The 18,417-nt window shown below is 64.1% G+C and carries 17 protein-coding genes; 8 read left to right on the forward strand and 9 right to left on the reverse strand.

What is annotated here, in order from left to right; all coding sequences use genetic code 11:
* The first annotated feature begins 86 nt into the window (after positions 1–86).
* On the forward strand, positions 87–1,154 hold the full coding sequence (locus tag KH389_RS17995; RefSeq protein WP_088515221.1) for an endonuclease/exonuclease/phosphatase family protein: 1,068 nt from the start codon (positions 87–89) through the stop codon (positions 1,152–1,154).
* 43 nt (positions 1,155–1,197) lie between these two features.
* On the opposite strand, the gene KH389_RS18000 is transcribed toward KH389_RS17995, so the two are convergent.
* Positions 1,198–2,163 (reverse strand): DUF559 domain-containing protein, encoded by a 966-nt coding sequence (locus tag KH389_RS18000; protein ID WP_213605989.1) that lies wholly within the window; start codon positions 2,161–2,163, stop codon positions 1,198–1,200.
* A 145-nt stretch (positions 2,164–2,308) separates the two neighbouring features.
* A complete protein-coding gene (locus KH389_RS18005) occupies positions 2,309–2,977 on the reverse strand; it encodes an FMN-binding negative transcriptional regulator (protein ID WP_078479642.1) in 669 nt (222 codons plus the stop codon).
* Between the two features lie 98 nt (positions 2,978–3,075).
* Here KH389_RS18005 and pdxR point away from each other — a divergent pair, with 98 nt between their 5' ends.
* Complete coding sequence (gene pdxR / locus KH389_RS18010) at positions 3,076–4,569, forward strand: MocR-like pyridoxine biosynthesis transcription factor PdxR (protein WP_043860820.1); 1,494 nt, start codon at positions 3,076–3,078, stop codon at positions 4,567–4,569.
* Here pdxR and KH389_RS18015 read toward each other — a convergent pair.
* Genes KH389_RS18015 through KH389_RS18025 form a run of 3 tightly spaced genes read right to left on the reverse strand, consistent with a single transcriptional unit; the run spans position 4,548 to position 6,126 of the window.
* A complete protein-coding gene (locus KH389_RS18015) occupies positions 4,548–4,973 on the reverse strand; it encodes an HD domain-containing protein (protein WP_043860821.1) in 426 nt (141 codons plus the stop codon). The genes pdxR and KH389_RS18015 overlap by 22 nt on opposite strands.
* Positions 4,974–4,985: 12 nt before the next feature.
* On the reverse strand, positions 4,986–5,501 hold the full coding sequence (locus tag KH389_RS18020) for a GNAT family N-acetyltransferase (RefSeq protein WP_043860822.1): 516 nt from the start codon (positions 5,499–5,501) through the stop codon (positions 4,986–4,988).
* A 55-nt stretch (positions 5,502–5,556) separates the two neighbouring features.
* Positions 5,557–6,126, reverse strand: a complete 570-nt coding sequence (locus tag KH389_RS18025) for an SPOR domain-containing protein (RefSeq protein WP_213605990.1) — start codon at positions 6,124–6,126, stop codon at positions 5,557–5,559.
* 93 nt (positions 6,127–6,219) lie between these two features.
* Between KH389_RS18025 and KH389_RS18030 the strand changes: the two genes are divergently transcribed.
* On the forward strand, positions 6,220–6,684 hold the full coding sequence (locus tag KH389_RS18030) for a cysteine hydrolase family protein (RefSeq protein ID WP_054915274.1): 465 nt from the start codon (positions 6,220–6,222) through the stop codon (positions 6,682–6,684).
* A gap of 46 nt (positions 6,685–6,730) precedes the next feature.
* Here KH389_RS18030 and KH389_RS18035 read toward each other — a convergent pair whose 3' ends face one another.
* The 4 genes from KH389_RS18035 to KH389_RS18050 form a co-directional block, all read right to left on the reverse strand.
* Positions 6,731–8,977: an Orn/Lys/Arg family decarboxylase gene (locus tag KH389_RS18035; protein WP_210015101.1), complete on the reverse strand. Its 2,247-nt coding sequence runs from the start codon at positions 8,975–8,977 to the stop codon at positions 6,731–6,733.
* Between the two features lie 86 nt (positions 8,978–9,063).
* Complete coding sequence (gene dnaQ / locus KH389_RS18040; protein ID WP_229589435.1) at positions 9,064–9,816, reverse strand: DNA polymerase III subunit epsilon; 753 nt, start codon at positions 9,814–9,816, stop codon at positions 9,064–9,066.
* Between the two features lie 86 nt (positions 9,817–9,902).
* Positions 9,903–10,358, reverse strand: a complete 456-nt coding sequence (gene rnhA, locus KH389_RS18045; protein ID WP_043859728.1) for a ribonuclease HI — start codon at positions 10,356–10,358, stop codon at positions 9,903–9,905.
* 9 nt (positions 10,359–10,367) lie between these two features.
* Complete coding sequence (locus tag KH389_RS18050) at positions 10,368–11,150, reverse strand: class I SAM-dependent methyltransferase (protein ID WP_043859727.1); 783 nt, start codon at positions 11,148–11,150, stop codon at positions 10,368–10,370.
* An 80-nt stretch (positions 11,151–11,230) separates the two neighbouring features.
* Here KH389_RS18050 and gloB point away from each other — a divergent pair, with 80 nt between their 5' ends.
* From gloB to KH389_RS18075, 5 genes are all read left to right on the forward strand, one after another.
* Positions 11,231–12,010, forward strand: a complete 780-nt coding sequence (gloB, locus tag KH389_RS18055) for a hydroxyacylglutathione hydrolase (protein ID WP_213605991.1) — start codon at positions 11,231–11,233, stop codon at positions 12,008–12,010.
* Positions 12,011–12,109: 99 nt separating this feature from the next.
* Positions 12,110–13,531, forward strand: coding sequence for a LysM peptidoglycan-binding domain-containing protein (locus tag KH389_RS18060; RefSeq protein ID WP_043859725.1), 1,422 nt, complete (start codon positions 12,110–12,112; stop codon positions 13,529–13,531).
* A 119-nt stretch (positions 13,532–13,650) separates the two neighbouring features.
* Positions 13,651–15,483 (forward strand): extracellular solute-binding protein, encoded by a 1,833-nt coding sequence (locus KH389_RS18065; protein WP_210015099.1) that lies wholly within the window; start codon positions 13,651–13,653, stop codon positions 15,481–15,483.
* A complete protein-coding gene (locus KH389_RS18070; RefSeq protein ID WP_088515226.1) occupies positions 15,480–17,342 on the forward strand; it encodes an extracellular solute-binding protein in 1,863 nt (620 codons plus the stop codon). The genes KH389_RS18065 and KH389_RS18070 overlap by 4 nt, the downstream gene beginning before the upstream one ends.
* 1 nt (position 17,343) lies before the next feature.
* Entirely contained in the window at positions 17,344–18,417 is a 1,074-nt protein-coding gene (locus KH389_RS18075) for a microcin C ABC transporter permease YejB (protein ID WP_043864486.1), read from the forward strand.

The following is an 18,417-nucleotide window of genomic DNA, read 5'->3' on the forward strand; positions in this document are numbered from 1 at the left end:
GCCGTCGCCAGGCGCTGCCCGCCCACCCTGCTCCGACTTGTCGCCCTTCTGGGCGATGGTGTTATCCGTAGAATCTGGAAGTAATGATGTTCAAGAATCTTGCAGCTGCAGTGATGCTGCTGATGTTGTTGTGTGGCCAGGTGTTTGCTGAAACGCGTATCGGCACCTGGAACCTGGAACACCTGAGCGACCGCCCCAACAAGGACTTCAAGGCCATTGCCAAGGTCGCCAAAAATGTGGATTTTCTGGCTGTGCAGGAGCTGATGAGCGAAGCGGCCCTGGACAAGCTGGCCAGGGAACTCAGCCGCCAGAGCGGCGAGCCCTGGAGCCACATGGCCTCCGATGCGGTAGGCAGGTCTTCGTACAAGGAAATGTATGGTTTCGTGTGGAAGGACAGCAAGGTCGCCTATGAAGACGGTGCGGTGTCCTACCTGGACCGCAAGAAGATCTTCGAGCGCGAGCCCTACTCCGCGCGCTTCAAGTCACTCACCGACAATGCCTATTTCGTGGTGGCCACGGTGCATATCGTGTACGGGAAAAAGCCGTCTGACCGGGTCGCGGAAATCGATGCGCTGTCGAGCTACTGGACCTGGCTGAAGGAAGTCTACCCCGGCAACAATCACATCCTGCTGATGGGCGACTTCAACATGCCGCCCACTTCGCCTGCCTGGAAGTCGCTCAATGCCGCCGCCAGACCACTGGTGGTCGCAGGCGCCAGCACGTTGTCCACAACCGACGGCAAATTCGCCAACCTTTACGACAATATCTTCGTCAGCCATTCCTCGCCGCTGAAGGTCAACAGCGTGGGCGTGTACGACTACCCGAAACACCTGGGCATGACTCACCAGCAAGGCCGGGCGAACATCTCCGATCACGCGCCGATATTCCTGCGTGCAGAGCTGGGGCAAGGCAAGGGCACGGCCACGACCGCCGCGTCACCGGCAAGGCCCGCTGCACCCGCAAAAACCAAGGCTGCAACCGTGGCCGACGCCACCGGGCAAGTGCGCGGCAACCGGGCCAAGAAGCGCTACCACCGCCCGGACTGCCCGTCGTACAACAGCATTGCCGAAAAGAATCGGGTCGAGTTCAGCAGCGAATCTGCCGCCCAGGCAGAGGGCTACAGCATCGCCGGCAACTGCCAGAAGGCCAGCTAAGGGGATAACGGTGCAGCCTTGACGCCAAGGCTGCACCTGAAGATCACTTGACCAGCTGGAACTGACTGGCGCCCTGCAACTCCAGACGCGGCACGCCCTTGTACTGCTCGATACGCCCTATCACGCACACCGTGCGCCCCTCCAGCGGCTGCGCCAGCAACGAGGCGAACGCCGGGCGATGCTCGCCCCATACCACCAGCCCCAACCGTCGCTTGCTGGGGAAGCTGGCACCCAGGTCGATCCAGGTCGGCTGGCCCCTGGACGACGGTTTGTAAGTCACCTTCATGATCGGGCCCAGCACCGCAGCGCTCTGCCCGATATGGTCGGCGGCCTGACGCCAGTCCAGCGGGTTGTCGCAGGTGGCGCCCTGCAAGGTGGCGGGTGACGCCGGCGCCGCCACTGCCTGGCTGACCACGGCCGAGCCTGCAACCGACTCGGTGCCCTTGAACGCAAACACCACGATCAGAACCCCGATCAGCACAGTGAATGACATGATCGTGTACTTCATGACCGAAACCTCCTTGTTGAGCCCGTTGATCCGGCTGCCCTGCGCCTGCGCCAACTGCTGCACGCTGGCGCTCTGGCGCGTGCTCGACAGCAGGTCGTGGGCTTTTTTTCGCTCGGCATCGAGCAGTACGCTGATATCCCGAGCACAACGCTGCGGGTGATCCCTGACGTCGCGGTTGGCAAAGCGCAGCACCCGCCAGCCCTGGGAAGTGAGTGCAGACTGTCGCCGCTGCCAGTCGATGAACTCGGGGTGCGACATTCCGGTACCCGTACCGCTTTTGTCATAGCCATCGATTTCGATGGCGATGCGCACGTCTCCCTCTTCATTGATGACAAGGTCGCAGTAGCGTTGCTTGCCGTCATTGTCCTTGAAGGGGTATTGCGCACTCAGCGACTCGTAACGGATGCCCGCCACGAGGCTGAGCACGTTGCTGGCGAACAATCGTTCGTAGTCACTGCCGAACCGCGCCGCATTGGCCTTCAACCACTCGTCCTGGGTCATGTCCTGTCGTCTGCGCTGGAAAGTCGGGCCGGTGCAAAAGCACCCACTCTCGACCGATGCAGTCAAAAAGCCATAACGCAGCCGAGCCGCCGATTCTGGCCGACTCTGTAGGAAAAGTCGATTTTCAAGTGGGATCAGACGGCGGTCATTCGGGCGACTTCGCCGGCAAGGCCGGCCCGTGCAGGGGGTGACCGGTGGCGCTCAACATGGCTTCGCCCACTGCTGGTTTGCCCGACGCCTTCAACCCCTGGGCGGCGCCCTGGATATCCCGCGCCTCCTTGTTCTGGCCCAGCTTGAACTTGCCGACCAGACGGGTGATCTCGATCTCGAGCCCGACGATGGCCTTGAGCATGTCGCGGATGTAGTCCTTCGGCGCGTCGGACATCTTCCACGGCACGGGCTGGGATGCTTCGTGGGTGCGCGTGAGCAGCGCCACCAGGCCACGCACGTAGTGCTCGTCATCGTGCAAGGTGACGCGGCCATGGGCGTGCACCACCTGATAGTTCCAGGTGGGCACCTGTTTGTGGGTCTCGTGCTTGCTGGGGTACCAGTTGGGCGAGATGTAGGCATCGGCGCCGCGGAAGATCACCAGCACTTCATCGCCATCCTTGAGTTCACGCCACAGCGGGTTGGCCCGCGATACGTGAGCATGCAGCACCCCCTGCGTGCCCTCCTGCGGCTTGAAGTGGAACGGCAGATGGTTGGCATCCAGCCCACCCTCGCCGTGGCTGACCAATACACCCAGCGGGTTCTGCATGATCAGTTGATGCAGCACCTCGGGGCGCGACTCGTTGAAAGACTGCGGTACGTACATGGTTTGCATCCATCAGGCACAGGGCGATGGCAAATTGTGTGGCGCAACTGGCCCATGGTATAGATCCACTATCGAACAAAATGACTGGACCAGAAAACATGGCGCGCAAAGCCAACGTGGTGGATATTCCTTCGCTGGGCACGCTGGACCGCAGCAGCGGCCAACTGGGGCGCCAACTGGCCCAGGCGCTGCGTGCGGCGATCCGGCGCGGCGACCTCAAGCCCGGCGAGGCGCTGCCCTCGACCCGCATGCTGGCCAGATCGCTGATGATCGCGCGGGGCACGGCCATCGAGGCGTTCGAGCAACTGACGGCCGAGGGGTTTCTGGAGTCCCGCGGCCGTGCCGGCACGCGGGTCGCGCACAGCCTTGAAGAGCCACCTGCCGCGCACACGACAGGTGTGGCGCGGCCCGCCGCCAGCTCGGCACGCATCGAACGCTTTGCACAACTTGCCCGCCGCTTCGGCGAGGTACCCCAGGTACCGTTCGCCGTCTCGGTACCGCTGGGCAAGGCCGCGCCGGATGATATCTGGCGGCGCCTTGGCAACCGGGTGCGCGCCCGCGGCCCGGGCGCCCCTGCCGGCTATGGCGACCCGCTGGGGGAAATCGAGCTGCGCGAGGCGGTGGTGGACTATGTGCGCAAATCGCGCTCGGTACGCTGCGAGGCCAGCCAGGTGATCATCACCTCCGGCACCCAGCAGGGCCTGTACCTGGCCTGCCAGGTGCTGCTGGACATCGGCGATTTCGCCTGGGTCGAAGACCCGGCCTACCGCGGTATCACCGCCATTCTCGAAAGCGCCGGGCACAGCGGGCAGATGGTGCGCGTACCGGTGGACGCCGAGGGCATGGACGTGGAACACGCCGTCGCTACCTGCCCCCACGCCCGCGCCGCCTTCGTCACCTCTTCGCACCAGTACCCGCTGGGCATGCCGATGAGCATGACCCGGCGCGAGGCACTGCTGAGCTGGGCCAGAACCCACAATGCATGGGTGATCGAGGACGACTACGACGGCGAGTTGCGCTATGCAGGGCACCCCTTCCCCTCGTTGCAGGGGCTGGACCCTGAACGGGTGATCTACCTGGGCACCTTCAGCAAGATCCTGTTCCCGTCACTGCGCCTGGGCTATGCGATCGTGCCGCCGGACCTGGTTGACGCCTTCTGCGGTGCCCGCGTGCTGATGGACCGTCATCCGGCCAACGCCGACCAGCAGGTACTGGCGGCCTTCATCAACGAAGGCCATCTGGACCGGCACATCCGCCGCATCCGCGGTGTGTACGCCACCATCCATCGCCAGGTGAACGAAGCGGTGGCGCGCTGGCTGGAGCCTGAGCTGGCCTGGCTGCAACCGACCGACCAGGGCATGCACCTGGTGCTGTGGCTGGCAGCCGGTATCGACGACAGGCAGGTAGCGGACCAGGCCGCAGAGGCCGGGGTGGTGGTGCGCGCGGTATCCCCCATGTATGCGGGGCCGCACGGCAGGCCCGGGCTGGTGCTCGGCCTGGGCGGGTTCAGTGGCGAAGCCATCGATGCGGCGATGCAGCGCCTGGCACGGGTGATCGAAAGCGCCAGCGTTCAGGCCAGCGCCTGCAGGTAGGCGCTGGCCTGCTGATAGCGCTGCAGGCGCGCGATGTCTTCGGGGCCGGGCATGGCGATGCGCGAAAGGTCGCTGTTGTCGGCAAGGTCGGCAAGCTTTACCACCCGTGCCAGCGGGTCGCTGCCCAGCCGCGCGACGAAGGCCTCGTAGCTTTCGTCATCGCGCCGGCTCAGCGCCTGCACCGCCGCCAGTATCTTCAGGGCGAAGCCTTCGCGGGCCAGGTCCGACAAGCTCATGCTGGTATCTTCAAGCACGTCGTGCAGCACCGCGACGATGCGCTGTTCGGTGGTCTGCACCCTCAGCATCACCCGCAACGGGTGCAGGATATACGCAGTGCCGCCCTTGTCCTGCTGCCCTTCATGGGCCCTGGCGGCAACCGCAATGGCTCGCTCCAGTGTGGACATAAGCCCCCTCCTCTAACCCTCGCGCCGTCGCAGGCGCGCCATGCTGCAGGCATCGGTGAACACACCGTCACGTAAAGCATAGTCGCGCAAATGCCCTTCCACCTCGAAGCCGTGGCGCCGGTACAGCGCCAGTGCCGGCTGGTTATCGGCGTAAACAGTGAGTTCGACGCGCTGCAGGCCCATCCAGTTGTCCGCCACCTCGAGCACCGCCGACAACAGCCGTGTGCCCACCCCCTGCCCTTGCCAGGCCGGGGCGACGCCCATGCCGATGCCGCCGCAGTGGCCGCGACGTACACGTATGAACTGCTCGAGCGTACAGCTGCCGATCACCTCGCCTTGATGTAAGGCCACCAGAAACACCATTCGTTCGTTGTCGGTGGCGATGCGTTTGCGCCACAGGTCGGCGCTCTGATACGGCATCTGCAGCACCTGCCGCGCCACCTGTGGGTGGTTGTACAGGGCCGTGAGCCCCTCGACGTGCTGTTCGGTACAACGTTGAAGGGTAATGGCGAAGGGCGAATCACTCATGACGGCTCATCCTTGAAGACAAACCGTGAGTGTAAGAGGCGCCGCCGCGTGCTGGCTAGCGCTCGGCGCCGTGCTGGATGACCACCGAATCGGTACCCAGGCGCGCCATCACATCGTTCTTGCTGGCCAGGGCCTCCTCTTTGGTCGGGTAAGGGCCCAGCAGTACCACCGGCTTGCCGTCGCGGTACACCACCGAGGATGGAATCTGTTTTTCGATCAGGCGCGCGGTCATGTCGCTGAGGGCGCCCATGTTCGGGCCCTGGATGATCTCGACGTCCCAGCCTTCGGGCGCGGGCTGGTCGGCCAGGGCATCGGCACGGCGCTGCAGGTCGGCACCACCGCAGATTTCGCGGATGCGCAGGTCGCCGCCGGTTTCGTCGATGATGATCTGGTAGTCGTCGCCCTGCTTGATGACCACGTAGCTGCGGTAAGGCTGGAACACACCGGCCGCGTCCTTGCCACGGAACTGGCCGCAGATATCGCCCTGCTTGTTGAATCGCACGTTGGCGAACTTGGCCGTCTTCGGGTTATCCAGATGCTCGGCAACCTGCTTGTGTACCCGTTCGGCATCGTTGTCACAGCCGGCCAGGGCCAGCACTGCCATTACCACCGCCACTTTGCGCACGCGTCTATCTCCAGGTTTCAAGCGGCGGATTTTAGCATCTGTGCAAGGCCGGGGGTTACAATCGCCCGGCCTTGAACTTCCATAGGGCCTTCCATGCGCCAGGTACTGCTGATTATCGACGTACAACCCTCGTTCAACCCGCCGCAATGGCTGGTAGACGGCATAACATCACTGATCGGCCGCATGCCGTCGGTGGCGAGCGTGGAGCGCCATGATGAATCGGTGACCCCGTTTCAACGTCAGCTGGGCTGGCAACCGGCGGCGCACGACCAGAGCCTGGTGGCGGCAGATCGTATCTTCATCAAGCATGGCTACGCCCCGACGGCCGAGATGCTGGATTACCTCAGGCAATTGAACCCCGAGCGCGTGCTGGTGTGCGGCATACAGACCGACACCTGCGTGCTGGCGGCGGGGTTCGCGCTGTTTGATGCGGGGCTGCAGCCGACCCTGATCAGCGACCTCACGGTAGGGTCGTCGCTGGATCGCTCGGGGCAGTTGGGGGTGAGCCTGTGGCGGCATCATTTCGGGCACGTGGTGAGTACGCAACAGTTGCGGTGAAGGCTTCGCCGGCAAGGCCGGCGAAGCGGCCAGCACAAACCATCCCTCATTCGCGGATGCAATCCACCGTATACACGTCCCCCACCTCATGCTGCAGCCCGTGCACATCGGCCACAAACCCGGGGAACCCACGGTCGAACGCCCGTGCAAAGCCCAGGTAGTCGATGATCGAGCGCGTCGACTCGGTAAACCGCTCCCCGGGCATGATCAACGGAATCCCCGGCGGGTACGGCACCAGCATCACCGCCGCCACCCGCCCGATCAGGCGCTCGATCGGCACCGCCTCGACCTCGCCGCGCACCAGCTTGTCATACGCATCCCCCGGCTTCATCACCACCTCGGGCAAACGCGTGTACAAGCGCTTGAGCTGCTTGGCCGTGGCGTTGGCGCGGTAGCATTCGTGCAACTGCTCGCACAGGTCGCGCAGGCCCATGCCGTGGTAGCGCAACGGGTCCAGCTGCGCCACGCACGGCAGGCTCTGCAGCAGCGCGGTATTGGCGTCGTAGTTGCGCTTGAACTCCAGCAGTTCGGTGAGCAAGGTGCTCCACTTGCCCTTGGTGATCCCCATCGAGAACAGCACCAGAAACGAATACAGGCCGGTCTTCTCCACCACCAGCCCGCGCTCCCACAGGAACTTGCTGACCACTGCCGCAGGAATACCATGCTCGCCCAGGCTGCCGCCCGCATCCAGCCCCGGCATCACCAGCGTGACCTTGATCGGGTCGAGCAGCACGTAGTCTTCGCTCACATCGCCAAAACCGTGCCATTCGGCCTGGGGTTGCAGCAGCCAGTCCTCGGTCGCCACGCGGTGAATGCCACCCACCTGCGGCGGTTGCCAGATACTGAACCACCAGTCGTCGTCGGCCAGGTGCTCGCGCAGGTTGGCCAGCGCACGCCGGAAGCTCAGCGCCTCGTCGAACATTTCCTGCAGCAGCGAGCGCCCAGCCGGGCCTTCCATCATCGCCGACGACACGTCCAGCGAGGCCAGGATGCTGTACTGCGGCGAGGTGGAGATATGCATCATGAACGCCTCGTTGAATCGATCACGGTCGAGCTGGCGTGCACCGCCGTCCTGCACGTGGATCATCGAGGCCTGGCTGAACGCGGCCAGCAGCTTGTGGGTGGAGTGGGTGCTGAACACCAACGGGCTGTCGGCACTGCGCGAAGTACCCATGGCGTAACGCCCGGCAAAGAATTCGTGAAACGCCGCGTAGGCGTACCAGGCCTCGTCGAAATGCAGCACCTCGACACTGTTGCCCAGCACCTGCTTGATCATCTCGGCGTTGTAGCACAGCCCGTCATAGGTGGAGTTGGTCACCACCGCCATCTTCACCCGCGGCTCGCGCCCTGCGGCCAGCGGGTTGGCCGCGATCTTGGCCTGGATCGCCTCGCGGCTGAACTCGCTCAGCGGGATGGGGCCGATGATGCCCAGTTCGTTGCGCTCCGGACACAGGTACAGGGGGATTGCGCCGGTCATGATGATTGCGTGCAGCACCGACTTGTGACAGTTGCGATCCACCAGCACCAGGTCGTCACGCCCGACCATCGAGTGCCAGACGATCTTGTTGGCGGTGGAGGTGCCGTTGATCACGAAGAAGGTGTGGTCGGCGCCGAAGTTGCGCGCCGCACGCGCTTCGGCCGCTGCCAGGGGGCCGGTATGGTCGAGCAGCGAACCCAGCTCCGGCACCGACACCGACAGGTCCGAACGCAGGGTGTTCTCGCCGAAGAACTGGTGAAACGCCTGGCCCACCGGGCTCTTGCGATACGCCACGCCACCGCCATGGCCCGGCGTGTGCCAGGAGTAGTTCGATTGCGCGGTGTGCTGCACCAGGGCCTTGAAAAACGGCGGCAGCAGGCCGTCCAGGTAGTTGTGCGCCGCCCGCGCCACTTGCCGGGCCAGAAACGGCACGGTGTCTTCGAACAGGTAAAGGATGCCGCGCAACTGGTTCAGTTCGCTCATGGCGTCGGCCGGCGCGTTCTCCAGGGTCACCTGCTCGCCCAGTGCGAAGATCGGCAAGTGCGGTGCGCGCACCCGCGCCAGGCGGATCAGCTCGACCATGTTCTGCAGCAGGTGGGTGTTTTCCCCCGCGCCTTCGGCCGCAATCAGCATGCAGGCCAGACCGTGGTGGGTGGCCGCTACCAGGCGGCCCTCGGCGTAGTCCACCGCCGGCAGAATGGTAAAGCCGTCCTGGGCCAGTTCCTGGGCAATGCCGCGCACGCGATCACCGGCCACACTGTCGGCCTTGATATCGCGGTGCACGATGAGTATCGGAAACTTGAGGTCCTTGTACATGGGCGCCGGCACCTTCTGAGCGACAGGCCGTGAGGCCGTTCATTTCAGGGTAGAAGGTCGGCGCCAGGTACGCGGCGGGATTTGCTTCAGCGGGCCTCGAGCAGTTGCTGCCACAAGGCCGGGCCACCGGTGGATTTTGCCACCGCTTCAAGGCGCGCCATGTGCGCTTGCAGCTCTGCCTCGGTGGCCGGGATGATGCGCCCCGGCTGACGCCCCACCAGCCGACGGATCTCGCTGCCCTGGCTGGACTGGCCTTCGCCCTCGCTGTCGCTGCCGGCCAGTGACAGGCTGGTCTGGCCGCCGGTCATGGCCAGGAACACGTCCGCCAGCAACTCGGAGTCGAGCAACGCGCCGTGCAGTTCGCGGCCGGAGTTGTCTACGCCATAGCGTTTGCACAAGGCATCGAGGCTGTTGCGCTGGCCCGGGTGACGCTCGCGGGCCATCAGCAGGGTGTCGAGCACCTCGCAGTGCTGTGCGATATCGGCGCGATCGTGCTGGCCGAGCATGGCGAATTCGTTGTTGATGAAACCAACGTCGAACGCCGCGTTGTGGATGATCAGCCGCGCGCCCTTGATGTACTCGAAGAACTCGTCGGCGATTTCGGCGAAACGCGGCTTGCCCACCAGGAATTCGTCGGTGATGCCGTGCACCCCGATCGCGCCCTCGTCGCTTTCGCGGTCGGGCTGCAGGTACACGTGGAAATTGCGTCCGGTCATGCGCCGGCCGACCAGCTCGATACAGCCGATCTCGATGATGCGGTGACCATCGGCCACCGGCATACCGGTGGTTTCGGTGTCGAGCACTACCGACCTGTTGTTCTGCATCTCCACGTCGGTCATCTCCTGCCGCGTACTGCCTGAATATTGAAAGCGGCGAATTTTACCTCACCCGGGGCAGGATGTGGCGAATTCGCTAAAGGGAGGGTTCAGCGTTGCTTGCGCAGATCGTCGACGCCGCGGTTGGCCAGCTGGTCGGCACGCTCGTTGCCGGCGTGACCGACGTGCCCGCGCACCCACTGCCATTTCACGTTGTGGCGGTTGACCTGTTCGTCGAGCTGCTGCCACAGGTCGGCGTTCTTGACCGGCTCCTTGGCGGCGGTCTTCCAGCCACGCTTCTTCCAGTTGACCATCCACTCGGTGATGCCTTTCATCACGTACTGCGAGTCGGTCACCAGCAGCACATCACACTGGCGCTTGAGCGCCTCGAGGCCCTTGATGGCGGCCATCAGTTCCATGCGGTTGTTGGTGGTTTCGCGCTCGCCGCCCCACAGCTCCTTTTCGACGCCCTTGCAGACCAGCAGCGCGCCCCAGCCGCCCAGGCCAGGATTGCCCTTGCAGGCACCATCGGTGTAGATCTCGACGCTTTCGACGCTTTCGCTCATGTACAGCCTTTATTCATCATTGAAGGTGCGGCCCTCGGGGTGAGGCGTGCGCCGGTTGACCTTGGCCATCGGCAACGGCAGCAGCTTGCCCATCGGCTCGCGGCGCACCTGGCGCAGCGGGCGCAGGCCCACCACCATCTTGCGCGCCACCAGCACGTACACACCGCCACCGGATATCTGCCAGCGCCCGGCAGCACGCTCCCAGCCAGACAACCGTGCCTGCCAGGCCGGCGAGGCAAGCGGCGGACGATAGCACCCGAAGCGGCGTTTCTCCAGCGCGAAGCCCAGCAGGTTGAGCCAGTCGCCCACCCGCGACGGCGAGATGCAGCGCGCCTTGCGCAACGCATCATGGGCAAACACCCGGCGCAGGCCCCAGGTGCTCCAGGGGTTGATCCCGACGATCAGCAGGTGCCCGCCAGGGCGCACGCTGCTGGCCGCCTCGCGCAGCAGGCCGTGGGGCGAGAGGCTGAAGTCCAGCCCGTGCTGCAGCACCACCACGTCGGCGGCGTGCTCGCTCAGGGGCCAGGCCTGTTCTTCGCACACGATCTCGACGCCCGGCAGCGGCGCCCCCAGGCGCACGTTGCGTTGCACCTGCGGGGCATTGGGCGGTGCCTCGGCGCAAGGGCCGTAATGCACCAGGTAGCCACCGAAGAAGCGCCCCAGCTCCTCTTCGAGCAGGCGCTGTTCCCCGGCGAGCAGCTGCTGGCCCAGCGGGCCGGCGAACCACTCGCGCGCCTGGCTGATCAGCTCGAGCCACTGCGGGTCGGCCTGGGCAAAGGCTTGATCGGTCATTGCTGTCTCCCTTGGAAGGTTCTCGACAACGCACATAGCTACTAAGATGCACCCATGTCCACCGTTTGGCGAATCGCACGATGATACAGATACAGGCCCTGCCCGCTTTCAGTGATAACTACATCTGGTTGTTACAAGATGCCGTGAACCAGCGTTGTGCGGTGGTCGACCCGGGCGATGCCGCCCCCGTGCTGGCCTGGCTGCAGGCGCATGCCGACTGGCAACTGACCGACATTCTGATCACCCATCACCACCACGATCATGTGGGCGGCGTTGAGCAGCTCAAGGCGCACACCGGCGCCCGCGTCAGCGGCCCGGCCAACGAACGCATACCCGCCCGCGACCAGGCCCTGAACGACAATGACCGCCTCGAGGTACTGGGGCTTGAGTTCCAGGTATTCGCCGTACCCGGCCACACCCTGGGGCACATCGCCTATTACTGTGCCCAGCCGCAGTTGCCGATGCTGTTCTGTGGCGACACGCTGTTCGCCGCCGGCTGCGGGCGCCTGTTCGAGGGCACGCCGGAGCAGATGCACCACTCGCTGGAGCGCCTGGCAGCGCTGCCGGCGGCCACCCAGGTGTATTGCGCCCACGAATACACCCTGAGCAACCTGCGCTTTGCCTGTGCGGTCGAGCCGCAGAACCCGCACGTTATCCAACGCTTCGAAGACGTTACCGCACTGCGCGCGCAAGATCGCATCACTTTGCCCTCCACCATCGCGCTGGAGAAGCTGACCAACCCGTTTTTGCGGGTAGCAGAAACATCCGTTAAACAAAAAATAGACGAACGGGTGGGCCGCATAAACCCTACGCCCAGTGCTGTTTTTTCAGGGTTGCGGGCCTGGAAAGACACGTTCTAAACAGGCGCTGTGAAGGTCGGAAAATTCTCAAAGGTTGACCGATGGGGGGTGCCTTTCTAGAATCGCCCGACATTTTTGCCCGGAACTTTCCCCCAGCCAATGTCGTCCCCTAGCCGCAGAACCTTCAATTCCGTTGCCCTGACGCGCCTGGCCCAAGCCAGTGCGCTGGCCCTGGCCGCCACCCTCGTGGGCTGCCAGAGCACGCGCCAGGTCGATGAATCCGATAGCGTTCGCGCGCACAACTTCCAGGCGCGGATCAAGCAGAAACCGATCTTCGTGCATGACAAGAAGCCGGTCGAGCCAGCCGTGGCCCAGGACGTCTGGGAACGCATGCGCCAGGGCTTCCAGTTGCAGGACGGCATTGCGGTGAACCCGCGCATCGAGCAGCAGCGCCTGTGGTTCGCCAGCAACCCTTCGTTCCTGGAAGGCGCCGGCGACCGCGGCAGCCTGTACATCCACTACATCGTCGAGCGTCTTGAAGAGCGCGACATGCCGCTGGAGCTGGCCCTGCTGCCGGCAATCGAAAGTGCCTACAACCCGATGGCCTATTCCCGCGCTCACGCGGTGGGCCTGTGGCAGTTCATCCCGTCGACCGGGCGCTACTTCAACCTGCGCCAGACGCGCTTCTACGATGGCCGTCGCGACATCACCGCCTCGACCAACGCGGCGCTGGACTACCTGACCCGCCTGCACGACATGTTCAACGGCGACTGGCTGCTGGCCCTGGCGGCCTACAACGCCGGTGAAGGCACGGTCAGCCGCGCCATCGAGCGCAACGAGAAGCTCGGCCTGCCAACCGACTACTGGAACCTGCCGCTGCCCAAGGAAACCCGTGACTACGTGCCAAAGCTGCTGGCCCTGTCGCAGGTGGTACTGACACCGCAGGCGTACGGCGTGAACCTCAACCCGATTGCCAACGAACCCTACTTCGAAGCCGTGGCGATCAAGGACCGGCTCGACCTGTCGCGGGTCGCCGCACTGGCCGAGATCGACGAAGACGAACTGTTCCAGCTCAACCCGGCCTTCAAGAAACGCATGACCGTGGACGGCCCGCAGCAGTTGCTGGTACCCACCGCCAAGGCGCAACTGCTGACCACCAGCCTGTCGAACATGAAGCCCGAAGAGCTGCTCAGCCTGCAGCCGAAAAAGGCGGTATTCGAGGCAGCCCTGGCCGAAGCCTCGACGCCGGTGCGCAACAGCCGCTACCGGGTCAAGCGTGGCGACAACCTGGGCAGCATCGCCCGGGCCAACAAGGTCAGCGTCAAGGACCTGCAGCGCTGGAACAAGCTGCGCGGCAACAACCTCAAGGTCGGCCAGACCCTGGTGATGCAAGGTGCGCAGCCTGCCAGCGCGGCCGGCAACCAGAAGAAGCCTACCCAGTACAAGGTGCGCAAAGGCGATTCGCTGTACATGGTGGCCAAGCGTTTCAACGTTGAAATGCAGCACCTCAAGCGTTGGAATCCGCGCAGCGGCCACGCCCTCAAGCCCGGCCAGACCCTCACCGTCTACCTGCCGCACTGAGACCCGGGCCAGGCCTGCCTGGCCGCGGCCCCGGCGATCTCCGGGGCTGCTCTTTTTCCTGCCGATACAAGCTGTTACTGTAGCCGGAATAAAGCCCAAGCCCGGATCGGATCGCCGACTTGATACGTCCCCTCCTGTTGCTGTCATTCAGCCTGGCCTTGAGCTTTCCCGCGGGCGCGACCATCAGCGAAAGTCACGGTTACGCCCAGTTCGGCACGCTCAAGTACCCAGCCAAATTCACCCATTTCGATTGGGTAAACCCGCAAGCGCCCAAAGGCGGCACCTTGCGCGCCATGGCATTCGGCACGTTCGATACCCTCAACCCCTATACCTTCAAGGGCTCAAGCCCGGTCACCACGCCCAACTTCCTGCAGTACGGGGTGAACGAGCTGAACGAGACCCTGATGGTGGGCACCGGCCAGCGCGACCCCTCGGGCGATGAAGCCACCTCCAGCTACGGGCTGATCGCCCGTTCGGTGGAGTACAGCGAAGACCGCAGCTGGGTGGTGTTCAACCTGCGTCCCGAGGCACGCTTTCACGATGGCCGGCCGATCACCGCCGCCGACGTGGCGTTCTCCTACCGCACCCTGCTCAAGGAAGGCCACCCGCTCTACCGCACCAACCTGCAGGAAGTGCAGCGGGTCGACATCCTCAACCCCAAGCGCATCCGCTTCGTGTTCAAGCGTGCCGGCAACCCGCTGCTGATCTTGCGCCTGGGCGAAATGCCGGTGCTGCCCCAGCATTACTGGAAAGGCCGCGACTTCAAGGCCACTACCTTCGAACCGCCACTGGGCAGCGGCCCGTACCGCATCACCCAGGTACAGCCAGGTCGAAGCCTGGTGTTCGAGCGGGTCAAGGACTACTGGGGCAAGGACCTGGCAGTCAACCGCGGCAAGTACAACTTCGACCGCGTCGAGTTCGAGTTCTACCGCGACAGCGATGTGGCCTTCGAGGCATTCAAGGCGGGTGAATTCGATGTCTACATCGAGCACCAGGCCAAGAACTGGGCCACCGGCTACAACTTCCCCGCTGTGCGTCGTGGCCAGGTGATCCAGGCGCAGATCGCCCACCAGATCCCGACCCAGACCCAGGGGTTGTTCATGAACAGCCGGCGCGCCGCCTTCAGCGACGACCGCGTGCGCCAGGCGCTGGGCCTGATGCTGGACTTCGAATGGACCAACCGCACCCTGTTCAGCAGCGCCTACAAGCGCGCCAGCAGCTACTACCCCAACAGCGAGTTCAGCGCCACCGGCCTGCCGGTGGGCAAGGAGTGGCTGCTGCTGGCGCCGTACCGCGACCAACTGCCTGCCGCCCTGTTCACCCAGCCCTACAGCGTGGGCAAGACCAACGGGCGCGGTATCGACCGCGATACCCTGCGCCAGGCCCTCAGCCTGCTCGGCCAGGCAGGCTGGAAGCTCAGCGGCCAGCGCCTGCTCAACAGCAACGGGCAGCCGCTGAAGCTGGAAATTCTGCTGGTGAACCCGAACCTGGAGCGGATCCTGCAACCTTATGTCGAAAATCTTGCCAGCATCGGTATCGACGCGCGCTTGCGCACGGTAGACCGGGCCCAGTACAAACAACGGCTGGACCAATTTGATTTCGACATGATTCTGATGACCCTGAACCAGACCCTGAGCCCGGGCCTTGAGCAGTGGCTGTATTTTCATTCCAGCCAGGCCGCCACCAAAGGCAGCAAGAATTACGCGGGCGTGAAGAGCCCGGTGGTCGACCACCTGCTAGAGTCCCTGCTCAATGCACAGAGCCGCGACGACCAGGTGGCTGCGGCGCGCGCCCTCGATCGAGTGCTGCTATGGCAGCACTACATGGTTCCCAACTGGTATCTCGACTATCACCGCCTGGCCTACCGCAACCGGTTTGCCTTTGTCGCCACGCCGCCCTACACCCTGGGGCTGAACAGCTGGTGGCTCAAGCCCACGGAGAACGCCCAATGATGCCATTGCCGTGCCTGCGCCTGATCGCAGGCGGCCTGCTGCTGGCCAGCCTGAGCCTTCAGGCCCTGGCCGCCCCGCAACATGCAGTGACCCTCTACGACGAAGCGCCCAAGTACCCGGCCAACTTCAAGCATTTCGACTATGTGAACCCCGACGCGCCCAAGGGCGGCACCTTTCGCGTCAACGGCTCCGGCAGCTTCGACAGCCTCAACCCCTTCATCAACAAGGGCGTGCCGGCCGACAACATCGATCTGGTATACGACACCCTGGCGCGCAACAGCCTCGATGAGCCATTCACCGAATACGGGCTGCTGGCCAGGCAGATCGAAAAAGCCCCCGACAACAGCTGGGTGCGCTTCTACCTGCGCCCCGAGGCGCGCTTTCAGGATGGCCATCCGGTTCGTGCCGAAGACGTCGTGTTCACCTTCAACACCCTGGTCACCAGCGGCGCACCGCTTTACCGCGCCTACTATGCCGACGTCGACGAAGTGATCGCCGAAGACCCGCTGCGTGTGCTGTTCAAGTTCAAGCACAAGGGCAACCGTGAACTGCCGCTGATCCTCGGCCAGTTGCCGGTGCTGCCCAAGCACTGGTGGGCCAACCGCGACTTCACCAAAGGCAACCTGGAGATCCCCCTGGGCAGCGGGCCGTACAAGGTCGCCGAGGTCAAGGCCGGGCGCTCGGTCCGCTACGTGCGCGACCCCGACTACTGGGGCAAGGACCTGCCGATCAACCGCGGCTTCTACAACTTCGACACCATTCGCGTCGACTACTACCGCGACAATACCGTGGCGCTCGAGGCGCTCAAGGCCGGCCAGTTCGACTACTGGCTGGAGGTCAGCGCCAAGAACTGGGCCACCGCCTACAACATCCCGGCAGTTCGCCAGAACCGCCTGATCCGCGAAGAGATCGCCAACGGCAACCCGACCGGCATGCAGGGCTTCGTGTTCAACCTGCGCCGCCCGATCTTCCAGGACGTGCGCGTGCGTGAGGCACTGAGCCTGCTGCTGGACTTCGAGTGGACCAACAAGCAGCTGTTCAATGGCGCCTACACCCGCACCACCAGCTACTTCGAAAATTCCGACATGGCGGCCAGCGGCCTGCCGGATGCGGCCGAACTGAAACTGCTGGAACCGCTGCGCGGGCAGATCCCCGACAAGGTGTTCACCGAAGCGTTCAAGAACCCGGTCACCGATGGCAGCGGCATGATCCGCGAGCAGCAACGCCAGGCCTACAAGCTGCTGCAGGAAGCCGGCTGGCGCATCCAGGACGACAAGATGGTGGATGCCCAGGGCAAGCCGGTGGTGATCGAGTTTCTGCTCGCCCAGACCGAGTTCGAGCGCATCCTGCTGCCCTACAAGCGCAACCTGGCCGACCTGGGCATCGAGCTGAACATTCGCCGGGTGGACGTATCGGAGTACATCAACCGCCTGCGCTCGCGCGACTTCGACATGATCGTGGGCGGCTTCCCGCAATCCAACTCGCCGGGCAACGAGCAACGCGAGTTCTGGCAGAGCGCGAGCGCCGACAAGCCCGGCAGCCGCAATTTCATGGGCCTCAAGGACCCGGCCGTGGACACCCTGGTGGACGGCCTGATCAATGCCGACTCGCGCCAGAGCCTGATCGAACACACCCGTGCCCTGGACCGCGTGCTGCAATGGGGCTACTACGTGGTGCCCAACTGGCACATCAAGACCTGGCGCGTGGCGTACTGGAACCATATCGGCCACCCGGCCACGCCGCCCAAGTACGACATCGGCATCAACACCTGGTGGATCAAGCCGGACGTGAAACCGGTGGTGCCGGGGGCCGCAGACGCCGCCCCAGCCGATGCTGCCCCAGCGGGCGAGGCACCTTGACATGCTGGCCTATATCTTTCGCCGCCTGTTGCTGATCATCCCCACCCTGCTGGGTATCCTGATCATCAACTTCGTGATCATCCAGGCCGCGCCCGGCGGCCCGGTGGAACAGATGATCGCCAAGCTCGAGGGCTTCGACGGCGCCACCAGCCGCATCGCCGGTGGCGGTTCGGAAGTATCCGTGGCCGGCTCCAACTACCGTGGCGCCCAGGGCCTGGACCCTGCCCTGGTCAAGGAAATCGAGCGCATGTACGGCTTCGACAAGCCGGCGCCGGAACGCCTGTGGATCATGATCAAGAACTACGCCCGGCTGGATTTCGGCGACAGCTTCTTCCGCGACGCCAAGGTCATCGACCTGATTGCCGAGAAGATGCCGGTGTCGATCTCGCTGGGGCTGTGGAGCACGCTGATCATGTATCTGGTGTCGATCCCCCTGGGCATCGCCAAGGCCACGCGGCACGGCAGCCACTTCGACGTGTGGACCAGCTCGGCCATCATCGTCGGCTATGCGATCCCGGCATTCCTGTTCGCCATCCTGCTGATCGTGCTGTTTGCCGGCGGCAGCTACCTGGACTGGTTCCCCTTGCGCGGGCTCACCTCGAACAACTTCGATGAACTGAGCACCACGGGCAAGATCCTCGATTACTTCTGGCACCTGACCCTGCCGGTGACCGCGCTGGTGATCGGCAACTTCGCCACCATGACCCTGCTGACCAAGAACAGCTTCCTCGACGAGATCAACAAGCAGTATGTGATCACCGCCAAGGCCAAGGGCCTGAGCCCCAACCGGGTGCTTTACGGGCACGTGTTTCGCAACGCGATGCTGCTGGTGATCGCGGGCTTCCCCTCGGCATTCATCGGCATCTTCTTCACCGGCTCGCTGCTGGTGGAGGTGATCTTCTCCCTCGACGGCCTGGGCCTGATGAGCTTCGAGGCGGCCATCAACCGCGACTACCCGGTGGTGTTCGGCACGCTGTTCATCTTCACCCTGCTGGGCCTGGTGGTGAAGCTGATCGGTGACCTGACCTACACCCTTGTCGATCCGCGTATCGACTTCGACAGCCGGGAGCACTGA

This window comes from Pseudomonas qingdaonensis (genome assembly GCF_018398475.1).
In the GTDB taxonomy this organism is placed as follows: Bacteria; Pseudomonadota; Gammaproteobacteria; order Pseudomonadales; family Pseudomonadaceae; genus Aquipseudomonas; species Aquipseudomonas palmensis.